The organism is Varibaculum sp., assembly GCF_008661855.1.
Taxonomy (GTDB): Bacteria; Actinomycetota; Actinomycetes; order Actinomycetales; family Actinomycetaceae; genus Varibaculum; species Varibaculum timonense_A.
On record NZ_RPZY01000032.1, the window covers coordinates 1 to 14391 of the forward strand.

Annotated in this window: 13 protein-coding genes and 1 riboswitch; of the genes, 4 read left to right on the plus strand and 9 right to left on the minus strand. The window is 52.3% G+C overall.

All coding sequences use genetic code 11. The features are described 5' to 3' along the window. Positions 1-25 precede the first annotated feature (25 nt). Both map and ppgK read left to right on the plus strand, forming a co-directional pair. Positions 26-937, plus strand: a complete 912-nt coding sequence (gene map, locus QZT94_RS03850; RefSeq protein WP_296773182.1) for a type I methionyl aminopeptidase — start codon at positions 26-28, stop codon at positions 935-937. Positions 938-940: 3 nt separating this feature from the next. Further along, on the plus strand, positions 941-1690 hold the full coding sequence (ppgK, locus tag QZT94_RS03855) for a polyphosphate--glucose phosphotransferase (protein ID WP_296761362.1): 750 nt from the start codon (positions 941-943) through the stop codon (positions 1688-1690). Positions 1691-1760: 70 nt separating this feature from the next. Here the strand turns inward: ppgK and QZT94_RS03860 are convergent, their stop codons facing one another. Then, positions 1761-2633 carry a hypothetical protein gene (locus QZT94_RS03860; protein ID WP_296773184.1) on the minus strand — a complete coding sequence of 291 codons (873 nt, stop codon included), beginning with the start codon at positions 2631-2633 and terminating at the stop codon, positions 1761-1763. A gap of 172 nt (positions 2634-2805) precedes the next feature. On the opposite strand from QZT94_RS03860, the gene QZT94_RS03865 reads away from it, so the two are divergent. Then, on the plus strand, positions 2806-4206 hold the full coding sequence (locus QZT94_RS03865) for a class II fumarate hydratase (RefSeq protein WP_296773185.1): 1401 nt from the start codon (positions 2806-2808) through the stop codon (positions 4204-4206). 145 nt (positions 4207-4351) lie between these two features. Here QZT94_RS03865 and QZT94_RS03870 read toward each other — a convergent pair whose 3' ends face one another. The 4 genes from QZT94_RS03870 to glyA form a co-directional block, all read right to left on the minus strand. Next, positions 4352-5197: an exodeoxyribonuclease III gene (locus QZT94_RS03870; RefSeq protein ID WP_296761375.1), complete on the minus strand. Its 846-nt coding sequence runs from the start codon at positions 5195-5197 to the stop codon at positions 4352-4354. Between the two features lie 23 nt (positions 5198-5220). Then, a complete protein-coding gene (locus QZT94_RS03875) occupies positions 5221-6330 on the minus strand; it encodes a BMP family ABC transporter substrate-binding protein (protein WP_296761358.1) in 1110 nt (369 codons plus the stop codon). 14 nt (positions 6331-6344) lie between these two features. Then, positions 6345-7247, minus strand: a complete 903-nt coding sequence (locus QZT94_RS03880) for a bifunctional methylenetetrahydrofolate dehydrogenase/methenyltetrahydrofolate cyclohydrolase (RefSeq protein ID WP_296761356.1) — start codon at positions 7245-7247, stop codon at positions 6345-6347. Positions 7248-7334: 87 nt separating this feature from the next. Continuing rightward, positions 7335-8627, minus strand: coding sequence for a serine hydroxymethyltransferase (glyA, locus tag QZT94_RS03885; protein WP_296761355.1), 1293 nt, complete (start codon positions 8625-8627; stop codon positions 7335-7337). 24 nt (positions 8628-8651) lie between these two features. Beyond that, positions 8652-8728, minus strand: a riboswitch (ZMP/ZTP riboswitch). Positions 8729-8881: 153 nt separating this feature from the next. On the opposite strand from glyA, the gene QZT94_RS03890 reads away from it, so the two are divergent. Continuing rightward, positions 8882-10321, plus strand: coding sequence for an amino acid permease (locus tag QZT94_RS03890; protein ID WP_296761353.1), 1440 nt, complete (start codon positions 8882-8884; stop codon positions 10319-10321). Between the two features lie 324 nt (positions 10322-10645). Here the strand turns inward: QZT94_RS03890 and QZT94_RS03895 are convergent, their stop codons facing one another. The 4 genes from QZT94_RS03895 to QZT94_RS03910 form a co-directional block, all read right to left on the minus strand. Beyond that, positions 10646-11845, minus strand: coding sequence for a glutamate--cysteine ligase (locus QZT94_RS03895; RefSeq protein ID WP_296761352.1), 1200 nt, complete (start codon positions 11843-11845; stop codon positions 10646-10648). Between the two features lie 10 nt (positions 11846-11855). Next, on the minus strand, positions 11856-12611 hold the full coding sequence (locus tag QZT94_RS03900) for a glutamine amidotransferase (RefSeq protein WP_296761350.1): 756 nt from the start codon (positions 12609-12611) through the stop codon (positions 11856-11858). A 95-nt stretch (positions 12612-12706) separates the two neighbouring features. Beyond that, complete coding sequence (locus QZT94_RS03905; protein WP_270627187.1) at positions 12707-13177, minus strand: nucleotidyltransferase domain-containing protein; 471 nt, start codon at positions 13175-13177, stop codon at positions 12707-12709. A gap of 166 nt (positions 13178-13343) precedes the next feature. Beyond that, a partial coding sequence (locus QZT94_RS03910; RefSeq protein ID WP_296773187.1) for a pseudouridine synthase occupies positions 13344-14391 on the minus strand: 1048 nt, incomplete at its 5' end.

Here is a 14391-nt window from a genome sequence, read left to right on the forward strand (position 1 = left end):
CCCTACCTCCGACTAGGATAGAAATATGAACGAGTATCAAGGATTTTCCCCCCAGCAACTAGCCGAACGCGCCCCCCTGGGAACTCAACAACCGGGAAATATCAGCCCCAAATTGAGCGTTCCCAAAGCAATCGAGCGTCCCGAATATCTCTTCCATGACGGTCCCGAAGTGGTGACAGCCTCGGATACGAAATCTCCCGAAACTATCGAAAAAATCCGGGTTGCGGGACAAATCGCCGCGGACGCCCTCGTCGTCGTGGGGAAAGCTATCCGCCCGGGAATAACCACGGATGAGCTAGATAGAATCGGCCACGAATACCTTATTTCTCAGGGAGCATATCCGTCCTGCCTAGACTATATGGGCTTCCCCAAATCTCTATGTACCTCGGTGAATGAAGTTATTTGCCATGGAATCCCCGATGATAAACCGCTCCAAGCTGGAGATATTGTGAACGTCGATATTACCGCCTACAAGGACGGGGTACACGGGGATACCTGCGCCATGTTTAGCGTGGGTCAGGTGGATAAAGAATCCCAGCTACTGATGGAACGCACCCGTAACGCCATGATGCGCGGGATTAAAGCGGTAAAGCCGGGTCGGGAGCTAAATATCATTGGGAGAGTCATTGAGGCTTACGCGAAACGGTTCAGCTACGGGGTGGTGCGGGACTTTACCGGTCACGGGGTGGGCGAGGCTTTCCATTCCGGTCTGATTGTCCCCCACTACGATTGCGCCCCCTCCTACAACACGGTTTTAGAACCAGGAATGGTATTTACCATCGAACCGATGCTCACTTTGGGTACAATCGAATGGGAACAGTGGGACAATGGCTGGACAGTAGTAACTAAGGATCGTTCCCGGACTGCCCAGTTTGAACACACCGTTGTGGTAACTGAATACGGCGCAGAAATACTGACTCTGCCCAGCAAGGAGTAATAAATGGCTATCGCGTTTGGTATCGATATCGGCGGTTCTGGAATCAAAGGAGCCCCGGTTGATTTAGAAACTGGAGAATTTACCGCCGAGCGTTTCCGGATAGAAACCCCTTACCCGGCAACCCCCGAGGCGATTTCCGAAACCGCGTTTGAGGTTTTCAAGCATTTTGATTTGTCCGAGGACGTGCCGGTGGGGGTTTGTTTCCCGGCTCCCCTTCCAGGAGGGGTAGTTCCATTTATCGCTAACCTGGGTCAAGAATGGGTGGGCTGCGATGCGGCGGAAGTGTTTTCTAAAGCTTTCGGGCGCACAGTTACAGTTCTAAATGATGCTGATTCTGCCGGGGTTGCCGAACAAGCATACGGCGTTTTCAAAGATCAGCCCGGGGTTACTATTTTCACTACCTTGGGAACCGGGATTGGATCTGCCCTGTTTATTGATGGGGTGTTAGTTCCTAATACTGAACTCGGTCACGTAGAGATTAATGGCCATGACGCGGAAAGCCGGGCAGCTGCCTCGGTGCGTAAACGTGATGATTTGGGTTGGAAGAAATGGGCGAAACGCCTAACCCGGTACTACCAGGAACTAGAGAAGCTGTTTAGTCCCGATTTATTTGTAGTAGGCGGGGGTGTCTCGCGTAAACACGAGAAATTCTTACCCCTATTGGATATTAAAACCCCGATTGTTCCGGCGGAACTGCGCAATACCGCCGGGATTGTAGGGGCAGCGGTTAGCGCCAGTAAAGCCGCTAAGTAAAACCGTCAAACCTTAGGGCGCGTTCACCCTTACCCTTCGTTTAGTCACTTGGGTAGGGTGGCGCGTCCTCTTACTTTGTTTGGGGGGTGCTCTCGCCGGGGGTAGGCTGCTCGCTAGGCTGTTCGGTTGTGGTGGGAGGGTTCTCTGATGGGCTTGGTTTTTCAGAAGTAGGTTGCGGGGTGTAGGTAGTTTTCGTGGCTGTTGGCTCGGGGCTGCGGGTTTCAGTTTGCTCAGGCTCGCTAGTAGTTGGCTCTTGTGTCTGGGGCTGGCTGCGGGTATTTTCTGGGGTGGAAGAACTGGTAGTTACGGTTTGCGAGGGCGTGTTTTCCCGCTCGCTGGGCACTATCTGTTTAGAGGAAATGCTGATTGCAACTACCACCACTGCCCCCACTAGCACTGCAACGATAGCGCTAACAATGGCGGCAACTTTTACTAGCCGACGTTTATCGGCACGTTCTTCCTCGTATTCTTGGTCTTCCCGTAGCTGTTGCGGGTCAATCTGCGGATTATAGGAGGGCGGAATACCTTGAGGATAAGATTCAACTTGCGGAGTTGCTCCCGCAAGGTCTGGCGCTGAGGCTGCAAGTGCGCCCCTATTGTCCAGATAGGGCGCGTTTGGGGAGTCTAGATTTTGGTTAGCGGCGGCGTCTGGGGGCGTAGCCGAGAATTGGCCGCTATGGATATTTGTTGAAGGATTAATTGGGGGGATAATTTCGGTAACGCTTTGCCCCGCTAAAGCGCTTACGTCGTCATTTCCAGAGGGCGCACCGGCGGGAGGATTAGGTACTGGTATTTTCCGCTGTTCAGCACTGTTGGGGTAAGGTTGCGCGCTACGGCGGGTAATACGCCGGTTCTCCTGGCGTCCGCGCGGAACATAGGCGTTTGCCATCGCTCCCCCCGGCAGATACTCGGTAGGATTTCCGTCAAAGTCGTCGTTGCTCATAATGCTCCCGCTTTCTGTCGCCTAGCTACAGTCTAAGCTGTTGCGAGCCTTAGAAAGGTACTTGCCGTATCTTACGTTGATTTTACTCGGCTTTTGACGGGACTATTCCCGCTAAACCCAGGTAGGCTAGAGGTTGAATAACCTTTTTTCACAATCGTCAAAGGAGCTACACGTGAGCGAAGAATATCGCATTGAACATGACACTATGGGAGAAGTCCGGGTCCCCAAGAACGCCCTCTATGCTGCTCAAACCCAGCGGGCGGTGGAGAATTTCCCAATCTCGGGTCGTACTCTTTCCAGCCACCATATTGCTGCTCTCGGACAGATTAAGCGGGCAGCAGCAATTGCTAACGCTGAGCTGGGGGTAATCGATTCCAAAACCCGTGATGCAATCGTTAAGGGCGCCGAAGAGGTTATCGCTGGTAAACATAATGACCAGTTCCCGATTGATATTTTCCAAACCGGATCCGGCACCTCCTCGAATATGAACACCAACGAAGTGGTCGCGACTTTAGCCACCGGTTTTAAGGGCAGCAAAGTTCACCCCAATGACCATGTGAACGCTTCCCAGTCCTCTAATGACGTGTTCCCCTCCTCGATTCATATCGCCGCTTATGAGGCTGTTGCGCACGCCCTACTGCCGAAACTAGATCAGCTGGCCACCAGCCTAGAAAAGAAAGCTAAAGAGTTCGCTAGCATCGTCAAGGCGGGGCGCACCCACTTGATGGATGCCACCCCGATTATGCTGGGACAGGAATTCTCCGGTTACGCCGCGCAGGTACGCAAAGGCATTGACCGGGTAAAGGACGCAGAAAAGAACCTGGCAGAACTGCCTTTAGGCGGCACAGCCGTCGGTACCGGGATTAACACTCCGGAGGGTTTCTCCGAGCGGGTGATTTCCCTAATCGCCGAAAATATGGATTTGCCATTCCGCCAGGCAGATAACCATTTCGAGGCGCAAGCTGCGCAAGATTCCCTAGTAGAAATGTCGGGGGCGCTGCGAGTGATAGCGGTTTCTTTCGTCAAGATTGCTAACGATTTGCGTTGGGCATCTTCTGGGCCGCGCTGCGGCCTCGGCGAAATCACTTTGCCCGATTTGCAGCCCGGTTCTTCGATTATGCCTGGGAAAATTAACCCGGTATTACCGGAAGCAACCGTGCAGGTGGCTGCCCAGGTAATCGGCAACGATCAGACGATTGCTTTCGCGGGTGCGCAAGGCAACTTCGACCTCTTAGTAATGCTGCCGGTAATGGCGATTGACCTGCTAGAATCGATTAACTGCCTGGGAGCGGTAGCCGGTCTGCTAGCAGAACGCTGCGTGGACGGCATTGTGGCTAACCCAGAGCGCTGCCTAGAATTGGCAGAATCTTCGGCTTCGATTGTGACTCCGCTGAACCGTTACATTGGCTATGAAAATGCCGCTAAAATCGCCAAGCACGCGGTGAAAGAGAAAATGACGGTCAAGGAATCGGCTCTAGATTTGGGATTTGTTGAGCGCGGGGAAATCAGTGAGGAAGATTTAGATAATGCCCTCAATGTTGCTGACATGACCCACCCCAAAGCCAGTAAGTAACAAGCGACAAGGCAGTTCGTTAGCAATTAGAGATTACACTGACTGCTAGTTCGCATAGCGTAAGTGGGGCGCGAGAGAAATATTCTCTCGCGCCCCCACTGTTTATACACTGTTAGACCGGCTAAGCGGATTTTCGCAAAACAGCTTAGAGACTATAGGCAACAACCACCGGGGCATGGTCAGAAAAACGCTGATCATAGGCATCGGCGCGGTCAATTCTCTGCGAACGCGCCAACCTGGCTAGCTGCGGGGTAGCTAGGTGATAGTCGATACGCCACCCGGCATCGTTATCAAAGGCTTTACCCCGCCACGACCACCACGAATACGGGCCTTGCACCTGACCGGCTAGGGTACGCACCACATCAACCCACCCCTGCTCGCGCCAGCGATTTAAGAACGCGATTTCCTCGTCTAACACTCCGGCGCGTTTATTGTGGTTAGGTTTCCAGTTTTTTATATCTCGCTCGGTATGTACCACATTAAAATCCCCCGCCACCAGAACTAAAGAGCCATCATTATCCGAGGAGGAGGCAGAGCACAACTGTTTTAAGCGTTCCTCAATCCGCGCTAGATGCGCCATTTTATGCTCTTGTTTTTCGGTTCCCACTTCCCCGGAATGAAAATAAGCGGAGATTACCCGCAACCGCTCGTCCTCTCCACCCCCGGTTTCATCCCTAGCCAAAACAGCTTCTAACCAGCGTCCGCTGTCTTGTGGCACTGTAACCGGTACGGTATCGGCTTGAGATGATTCCAGATGCCAGCCACAAGACTTCTTGATTGCAACCGCTACTCCCGCCCGTCCTTTGAGCTGCGAAGCATTCACCACTACCTGCCAGTTTTCCCCAAATAGCTCCTGAGTAATTTCTTCACTAGCCCGCACTTCTTGCGCCAAAACCACATCTGGCTCAGACTGCTCTAACCAAGTGTCCATTCCTTTACGGAACGCTGCCCGTATCCCATTGACATTAACCGTGGCAATCTTGAGCATAATTCCCCTTTATCTTTTCTCTTATCTCACCCTTGGTGAGCCGCAAGTTTCGCGATATCTATTTTCCCGCTGTCAATTTGACTGCGAATCCCGGCCAGCTCAGCGCTTAAACTATCGGAAATCAGTGGATCGTAATCGCCAAAACCAGCCAGTTTAACCCCAGAGTTCTTTAGCGTACCCACATAATCTTTACTGGCAATCCAGCCCGCTTTCGCCTGATCAAATAATTCTTTAGCACACCCGCTCGCATCAATAACCGTGGAGGTAAACACGCTAGATTTCACTTGAGCAGAGTTCGCAGCCACGTCTTGCCCATTCCAAATCGCCAGTGCATCTTTGCCGGCTAATCCCTCCAAGGAAGCGGATTCCCCAATCGGAGCAATCACCAAAATAACATCTATTTTCTGCTCTGCCAGTTTAAGCAGCTGTTCATGAAGTTTTGCGCTCTCAACTTGCAGCGGTCCGCCTACGTTATTATCCCAAGCCGAAAGTTTTACTCCCGAACCTTTGAACTGGTTATAGTATTCAGCTCCCAGGCGGAAAGCATTAGCCCAAGTCTTAGTAGCGTTTTCGCTGACAGAATTATCTATTCCCTGCTTGGTATCTGCACTATTCACGCTGCTAACCGCGCCGATTTCTCCACTCTTAGTGACCGCAGCAGCCGCATATCCAGCTAGAAATGCCGGTTGGCGCAAATCAAAATCAATACCCCTAACATTGGCAAGTTTCTGCTGTCCCTCGGCAGCCATTACTGCAAAGTTAATATCGGGATGATTCTTCGCAACTTTAAGCACTTCCCCACTAAAATTTGGCTCTAAGGAAAGAACGTTAGCGCAACTATTTTCCCTAAGTTTCCCGGCAATCTGCTCAGCTTTATCAACACTGATATTTACAGATTTAACTGCCCCTTTATTTTCGGGTTTTGCCAGCAAATCCCCAATCGCTTTCGATAGAACCGCTGCCCTAGTATCTTGCGAATTCTTTTTTTCTAGTAGACAAAAAACTTTGCTAACCTGGGCACTTGCCCTGTCTTTCGGGGCGGCATTGGTATTGGAGGAGGACGCACAGGCAGCAAGCGCCAACGACAAGGTAATCGCCGTCACCGCTAGCCGTATTGGAAACCCTTTCAAACGCATAGGTAAAACCGCTATTAGGATACTTGACGAATCGCGGTCTCTACCACGTTTAGCAATAGATTCGCCCTAGTCATCGGGCCGATACCTCCCGGGTTGGGGGAAAGCCAGCCCGCAACCTCATCAACTCCCTCTGCCACGTCGCCCTCCAGGCGAGCCTTACCGGTTTCCGGATTAACTGCCCCCCTAGATACCCCGACATCTAGGACTGCTGCGCCCTCCTTGACCATCTCGGGTTTAATAATTCCCGCCGCTCCCGCGCAGGCAACAATCACATCCGCTGCGCGCGTATGGGTAGCTAAATCACGAGTACCGGTATGGCAACAGGTGACAGTGGCGTTAATATCCTTGCGGGTCAGCATGAGCGGCAGGGAACGTCCTACTGTGGTTCCCCTCCCTACTACACATACCTGCGCGCCCTGTAGTGGTACTTGGTAGTGCTGCAACAAATCTATACAGGCTCTGGGAGTGCAAGGCAGCGGGGAGGTTACCGGTTCTTTAATGCGCAGCACCAGCCGCCCCAGGTTCATCGGGTGCAAGCCGTCAGCGTCCTTATCAGGGTCAATAGCTTCCAAAACCCGATTAACATCGACCTGGCGAGGCAGCGGAAGCTGCACAATATACCCGGTACAAGCCGGATTCTCGTTCAGCTTTTCAATCTCGGCTAAAACCTGGGCAGTCGAAACCGTATCTGGCAGTTCCACTCGAATCGACTCGATACCTACCTCGGCACAGTCACGGTGTTTACCTGCCACATAAGATACCGAACCCGGGTCACTGCCTATTAGTATCGTACCTAAGCCAGGTTTAATACCTTGAGCGCGCAGCCTGTCTACCTGTGCGCGCATTTCCTCTTTCAGTTGCCGCGCCCGCGCCGCCCCATCCAGTAAAATCGCGTCCCCGCTCCAACCTTTACGCATCTATACCCTCCCCGTTAAGAGTGCGGGTAGACCGCTAGCCTACCCGCACCCAAACTTGGTTGCTATCAATCTGGCTATCTGTCAGCTTTACGCCAGCTGATTTAAATCCACATATAGTGGGAACCGCTCGATTAATGCTTGCACCCGCTCCCGGTAACTGCCAGTATCGACTTGCCCCTGGCAAGCCTCCACCAGCACTCCGGCGATAATCTCCGCTACCTCGGTGAACTCTTTCTTCCCGAAACCGCGAGTAGCAAGCGCCGGGGTGCCAATCCGCAGCCCGGATCCTACCCGGGGAGGACGCGGATCGAAAGGCACCGTATTACGGTTAATGGTAATTCCGGCTTCATGCAGCAAATCTTCGCCCTGTTGCCCATCTAGCTGGGAGTTACGCAGATCCACCATCACCAGGTGCACATCGGTTCCTCCAGTTAGTAAGGAAATCCCGCAATCCGCCACATCCGACTTGGTAAGACGGTCAGCCAAAATCTTTGCGCCCTCTAAAGTGCGTTTTTGTCGATCTTTGAAATCGTCACTGCCGGCGATCTTCATGGCGACTGCTTTCGCCGCTACTACATGCATCAACGGGCCGCCCTGCTGGCCGGGGAACACTGCCGAGTTGATTTTCTTACCGAGTTCCTTGTCACGCGACAAAATCATTCCGGAACGCGGCCCGCCCAAAGTCTTATGCACGGTGGTGGAAACCACATCGGAATACGGCACCGGGTTCGGGTGTAAACCGGCAGCTACCAGCCCCGCAAAGTGCGCCATATCTGTCCACAGGTAGGCTCCGATCTCGTCCGCGATCTCCCGGAAGGCTTTGAAGTCTTCCTGGCGGGGGTATGCCGACCAGCCCGCGATAATAACTTTGGGACGATACTTTAAGGCCGCATCGCGCACCTGATCCATATCCACCCAGTTGCTCTCTTTATCTACCTGGTAGGCGGTGGCGTTATAGAGTTGACCGGAGAAATTGATTTTCATACCGTGGGTAAGGTGACCGCCGTGATCTAGCGCCAGCCCCATAATGGTGTCCCCTGGCTTAGCCAGTGCCGATAGTACTGCTGCATTGGCTTGCGCACCCGAATGGGGCTGCACATTAGCGAACTCGGCAGAAAATACTTCCTTGGCGCGATCGCGTGCTAGTTCCTCGGCCACATCAACTGCTTCGCAGCCCCCGTAGTAACGCCGCCCCGGGTAGCCTTCCGCATATTTATTGGTGAGGACGGATCCTTGCGCCTGTAGCACGGCGCGGGGTACAAAGTTTTCCGAAGCAATCATTTCCAAAGTGCCGCGTTGGCGTGCTAGTTCACGGTCAAGAACTGCCGCAATCTCTGGATCTACTTCGCTAATCGATTGAATGAGTAGGTTATCTCCCATTTGACTATTCCTTATATGTAGTGCCAGATCAGCCCAGGCGAGCGACTGATAGACAACTTGCTCCCCGGTGGTACCCCACCTACGCCAGTCACGGTTACCCTATTAGTCTACCGTGCTCTGAAGAGGTTTTACCTAAAAGTTTTACAGGTTTGTGATTCCATATTCTGACTGCCCAACTAGCCTGTCCGCTCACCTCCCATATACTCCCTAGAGATTCCATCTGGTAATCAAGATAATTATTTAGGAGAAAACTAATGAGCGAAACTCAAAAACCGATTAGCGGCACCCCGCATCGTGATAAATCCGATGAGGGCTACCGCAAGGGGTTAAAGTCTCGCCACATGCGCATGATTGCGCTGGGCGGGGCCATCGGGTCCGGCCTGTTTTATGGCGCATCGGGACGTATCGCTGACGGGGGGCCGTCAGTTGCTATTGTTTACGCAATTTGCGGTGGGATTGCTTATTTAATGCTTCGCGCCCTCGGAGAACTTAGCCTGTATCGTCCCTCTTCCGGGGGATTTATTTCTCACGCGCGCGAGTTTATGGGCGAGCGTGGCGCCTATTTCACCGGATGGTTTGCCTTTATTACTTATTCTTCTGCTTTAATGGCGGATATCACCGCAATCGCTAACTATATGCATTATTGGAAGCCCTTCCAGGTTCTCCCCTTATGGGCGTGGGCTTTTATCGCCTTGGCATTAATGGTGATTGTCAATCTGGCCAGCGTGAAATTCTTCGGCGAATTCGAGTTTTGGTTCGCGATGATTAAAGTCGTGGCGATTGTGGTCTTTATGATTTTGGCGGTAGTGGCGATTGTTTTCGGGATTTCCTTAACGGTGAAGGGACACAGCTACACTCCCGGTTTACACGCCATCACCGAGCATGGAGGATTATTCCCCAAGGGCGCCTTCACTATGGTGACCCTGTCTTTAGGGATTTTGTTCGCCTATGGTGGCTCTGAATATTTGGGGGCTGCCGCCGGTGAGGCCGAGAATCCCCAAAAAGAAATGCCGCGGGCAGTTAACTCGATGATGTGGCGGATTCTGTTGTTCTACGTAGGCTGTATCGTCCTGTTTACTTTGCTGTTGCCCTATAACGTATATAAACGTGACGAGTCGCCGTTTGTGACTTTCTTTAGCGGCTTGGGTATTCCCGCTGCTGGTCACATCATGAATCTGGTGGTATTGCTGGCTGCCGCTAGCGCTATCAACGCAGAACTTTACACTTGCGGACGAGGTCTGCGTTCCCTGGCGGTATCCGGGTCTGCTCCTCGTTTCTTGTCCGGTATGAACCGGAACGCGGTTCCCTATGCGGCTATTATCGCTGCTGGCACTATCGGCTTAGTGGGGGTGATGGTGAATTTGTTCTACCCCAATGAAGCCTTTGATGTGATTGCCAATATGGCCGGGATTGGGATTTGTGCCATGTGGGGCTCGGTGATGATTTCAAATATCTTGTTTGTACGTCACTGCCGGAAGACTGGTCTAGAACGCCCCAAGTTCCATGTTCCTCTCGCACCCTACTCTAACTACCTGGTATTAGCGGTTTTGGGGGCAATGATTGTGCTTATGTGGTTCGAGGGCGGACTAGGACCGGCAGCGATTATCGCGTTTGCCTCGGTGACCGTAGTGTTAATGCTCGCGTGGCTGGTGGTGCGCAACTACGTAGACCATGACATGTTTACTGCTAGTTAAGCGGTAGCGCGAATAGCGCAAGACATCCCGAAAACTATGCGTGAGGGAGAGTTTTATCCGAGCAGGCTAGGCGGGCGCAAAATTTGGAAAACGACGCTACGTTTTCCAAATTTTTGGGCAGGAGGAAAAACTCTCCCTCGCGCAATTAACGTGCACATAAATCATTGCCCACGCTATTAACGCGTAATTAGCACAGAGATATTTCAGAACCGGGCGGGGGAAAAGCACCCCGGAACCTCGTAAGCCTCAACAAGTTCGGCTCAAGCCCCTCTCGTATCTTTTCCCGCGCCCTCTTCAAACCTTTGTGCTTGCGGATTCGCGCGCTTAGCGGGCGCGAACCTTCCAGCCTTTGACCCCGCTCTTATGCAGGGATTTATCTACGAAACATTCCGGATTTAAGGGCTCTCCGGCCTCCATTTCGGCTATTAAGAAAGCTACTACCGCCTCGTAAGAATTGGTGCGTTCAAAAATGGTGCGTTGCCGCTGATAGCCGACACCGAGTTTCACCATTTCCCGGATTGACCAGAGCTCCTCTGCACAGCCTAAATCTTCGGCAGCAGGTGAGAGCTGCTCTAACCAAGTCGGCAAAGAATCGGTCAAGAGCCGTTCTTCTCCCCGCTCGTCCTCAATCAAAATCGCATCCATCCCGTAGCGGGCAGCGCGCCACCGGTTCTCCCGCACGAACCAATCCGGTAAAACTGGTAACTCTTTACCGGCATCAAGCTGGCGGGAAGCCGTCTCTACCAGGGATTGGGTAAGAGCAGCCACCGCGGCGACCTCTTTAATAGTGGAAGAGGCATCGGCTACTCGCGCTTCAATGGTGCCAAACTTGGGGGAAGGTCGAATATCCCATCTGACCTCATCGAAAGAGCGGATAATCCCAGTTTTTAGCATCCCATCGGTATAGTTTTCCAGCTCTCGCCAATCTAAGAATTGGTAGGGACGACCCGCCGTAGGGAGCTGCTGGAACACCATTGCGCGGTTATCGCAGTATCCAGTGTCAAGACCTGCCCAATAGGGAGAGGACGCAAATAACGCCTGAATATGACCAAGTTTACTGGTCAAATAGTTTTGGATGGGGAGAACTTTATCGCGATTCTCTATCCCCACATGCACGTGGGTACCAAATAGCAGCATTTGTCGCCCCCAATATTGGGTGCGGTTTACCAGCTCTTCATAACGTTTAGAATCGGTAACCTGCTGATAACTGGGATTAGCGAAAGGGTGGGAACCGGCAGATGCTAGCTCTACCCGCAACGCCGAAGTAACCGGTCGCACCAGGTTAATCCCCTCTATCAAATCTATTACGCAGTCACGAACCCTGTGGCGAGGACGCGAAATGATTTCTACGGTATTTAGCAGCATTTCTCGGTGTACTAACCCGTTATCCGGGTGAAGCCGCTCCACTTCCTCCAAAATCGTGCTAGCGCATTGGCGAAGGTCAAAAGAGTCTTTATCGATTAGCTGTAGTTCCCATTCGACTCCGAGGGTGGAACGTTCGGATTTTGCAAAAGTTATCCCCATAGTTAGCCTCCTAACGCTGATAATGCTCAGTAAAAGCGGATAAAAGCTGGTGGGAGCTGGTTACATCTTGAGTCATGCAGCGCGATATCACTTCCTGTTTTTCACTGGCTTCATAATAGGTGTCCCCGTATTGGTCGATGCGGATTTTCATTCCCGCAGTAGTTATTTCGGGGTGAAATTGGGTGCCGTAAATGTTTTTTCCAAAACGCACTATTTGGCATTTGCAATGTTCGCCACTCGCTAGCAAAGTTGCGCCCGATGGCACTCCGGCCAGTGAATCCGCGTGTCCGGTATAGGCGCGAATTATCGGGTCTAGCTGTCCGGTTACCGGGTCTGCCTGCCCCTCCGAGGTTAAAGTTACTTCCACGGCTTGCAAATCCTCGGCGGTTAAACCGGTGAGCGCAGTTCCGCTGGCTAAAGCCAGCATTTGCAAGCCGTAACATAACCCTAAGGTGGGAAAATCGTTATCTAACAGGTAACGCACCAACGCGCTTAGGCGGGCATGAAGATGTAGATGCTCGGGTTTAGCAAGGTCGCGCTGGATTTCAGCCCCAAAAGGCGACCCTGAGATTATCAGCCCTGAATAGTTGTTTTTAATATCCAGGTTATGAACAGGGTCAAGGTTCGGCTCGGCAAGTAAAAGATGGGTGCGCAAACTTTCACCGACTGTCAATCCGGTTACCTGCGCTATGGTTTCCTTTTCGTCGCGGGCAATATCACCATCGGGACGGCATTGGATAAATAAAAACGGCAGCCTTTCTCGCATGGGTTATAGCTTACGGGTTATCGCGCCATCCGTCATGCCAGACTCTTCAGGTTACGAAGCAGTTCCGGAATTGGCGACACCAAACCGTCTTGGGATTATCCGTAGATTTTAATGCCGTCCCTCAGTATTTCGTTCAGCAACTCAGGGTTATCTTTCAGCTGCTCAAGTTTTAACAGATCCACTTTCTTATTGAGCGCTTCCCGCAAGGATTCTGCCAAATCATAAAACCTAATGCCGGAAATATCTGTGGATATCAACAAATCCACATCACTTTGCGGTTTAGCTTTCCGCTTGGCATAGGACCCAAAGAGATAGCAGTACTCTACATCATAGGAGGCGAATACTTTTCGACAAATTTCCTCAATTTTTGCGATGGTGAGGATTCCGTGTCCTTCATCGATGTATCCATATCGCTCCAGTTTCTCCATCATGTACTGGTATTTTAAAGATTTTCTCTTCTTTTCTTCGTTCTCGTAATTTTGGTAGGTACGAATCGGAATATCTAAGTAGGAGGCACATTCGACCTGAGTTAGTTTCTTCTGTTTACGGAGTTCCTTCAGGGTCACCCTCATCCCCTCCCTCTTGGATTATCGCGTCAAAATTAGTAACACGCAACTATTTTACGCAATTCTTGCGTGTTTTATCAATAGTTAATACGCAATTCTTGCGTATTTTCCTTGCGTGTTTACCGTGAGGCGCGGTGTGCACCTATCTATCTCAGCAATTCGGAAGTCAGCTTAAGGCACCTTTTGCCCAGGTGGGAGCGGGGGCAGTGACGGTTACGGTGGTAGCAGGATTTCCTGGGTCGGGAAACTGCAGTTCTTGGGCGTGCAAGCACAGCTGGGGCTCAATATTTTCTGGGGCAGAAGCGGGCAAAACTTCCGGATAAAGGGGGTCACCTACGAGGGGATACCCGAAATGAGCCAAGGTGGCGCGCAGCTGATGAGTAAACCCGGTTTCTGGCTCTAACTGCCACAACAGTTCTTCTTCTGGCGCGTGTCCCGGGTTGCCCGGGTTTGCGTTTCCCTCTCCCCCCAGTTTTTCTGTCTTTTCGGGGAGGGGGAATTTTCTGAGGACGAGGGCGCGGGTTCGGCTTTGGCAGCTCGCTACTTTTGAACCTATCGGGGGCGCTCCTATCGACACCGCCAGCGAGCCAGTTTCCTTATACATAGAAAGCTGGAAATCAAAACTCTCCCCCACCTGGGGAACCACTCCTTCTCCCCGGCCGCCGCCACGGCTACGCGCCAGGTAGGTTTTCTTTACTTGCCGGCGGTCAAATAGCTGCTGGTAACGCGCCCGATACTTCGAATCTAGGGTTAGCAATAAACATCCGGTAGTGAGGCGATCTAGGCGGTGCGCAGCGGTTATTTCGTCGTTTCCGAATTGGCGGCGAGCAGCCACCACCACTGACCGGGTAACCCAAGAACCGCGGGGAATCGTTGCCAGGCTAGCGGGTTTATTTACTACAATTGCCCCCTCGCCCTCCCAAAGCACCTGCAGCTTCGGTAAGGCAGCGCCCTCATCAGGGGCAACTCGATGCAAGTAGTAGCGTTGCCCCGCCAAAAGTTTACTGTCTGGGGTCAGGGCAATGCCTAAGGGCGACACCACATCCCCGGAGGCAAAAGCTTTCGCCACAAAATCGGCAATCTCCGCGGTGGACAGCGATAGTTTGCGTTCCAGCTGGGTTTGCAACTGCCGTTCTAAAGTTTCCTGACCGGCAGAAACAAACCCCACCGGGTCGATTCCGCCCCGCGCCGGTGGGCGCGTCCCCGCCCTCCGC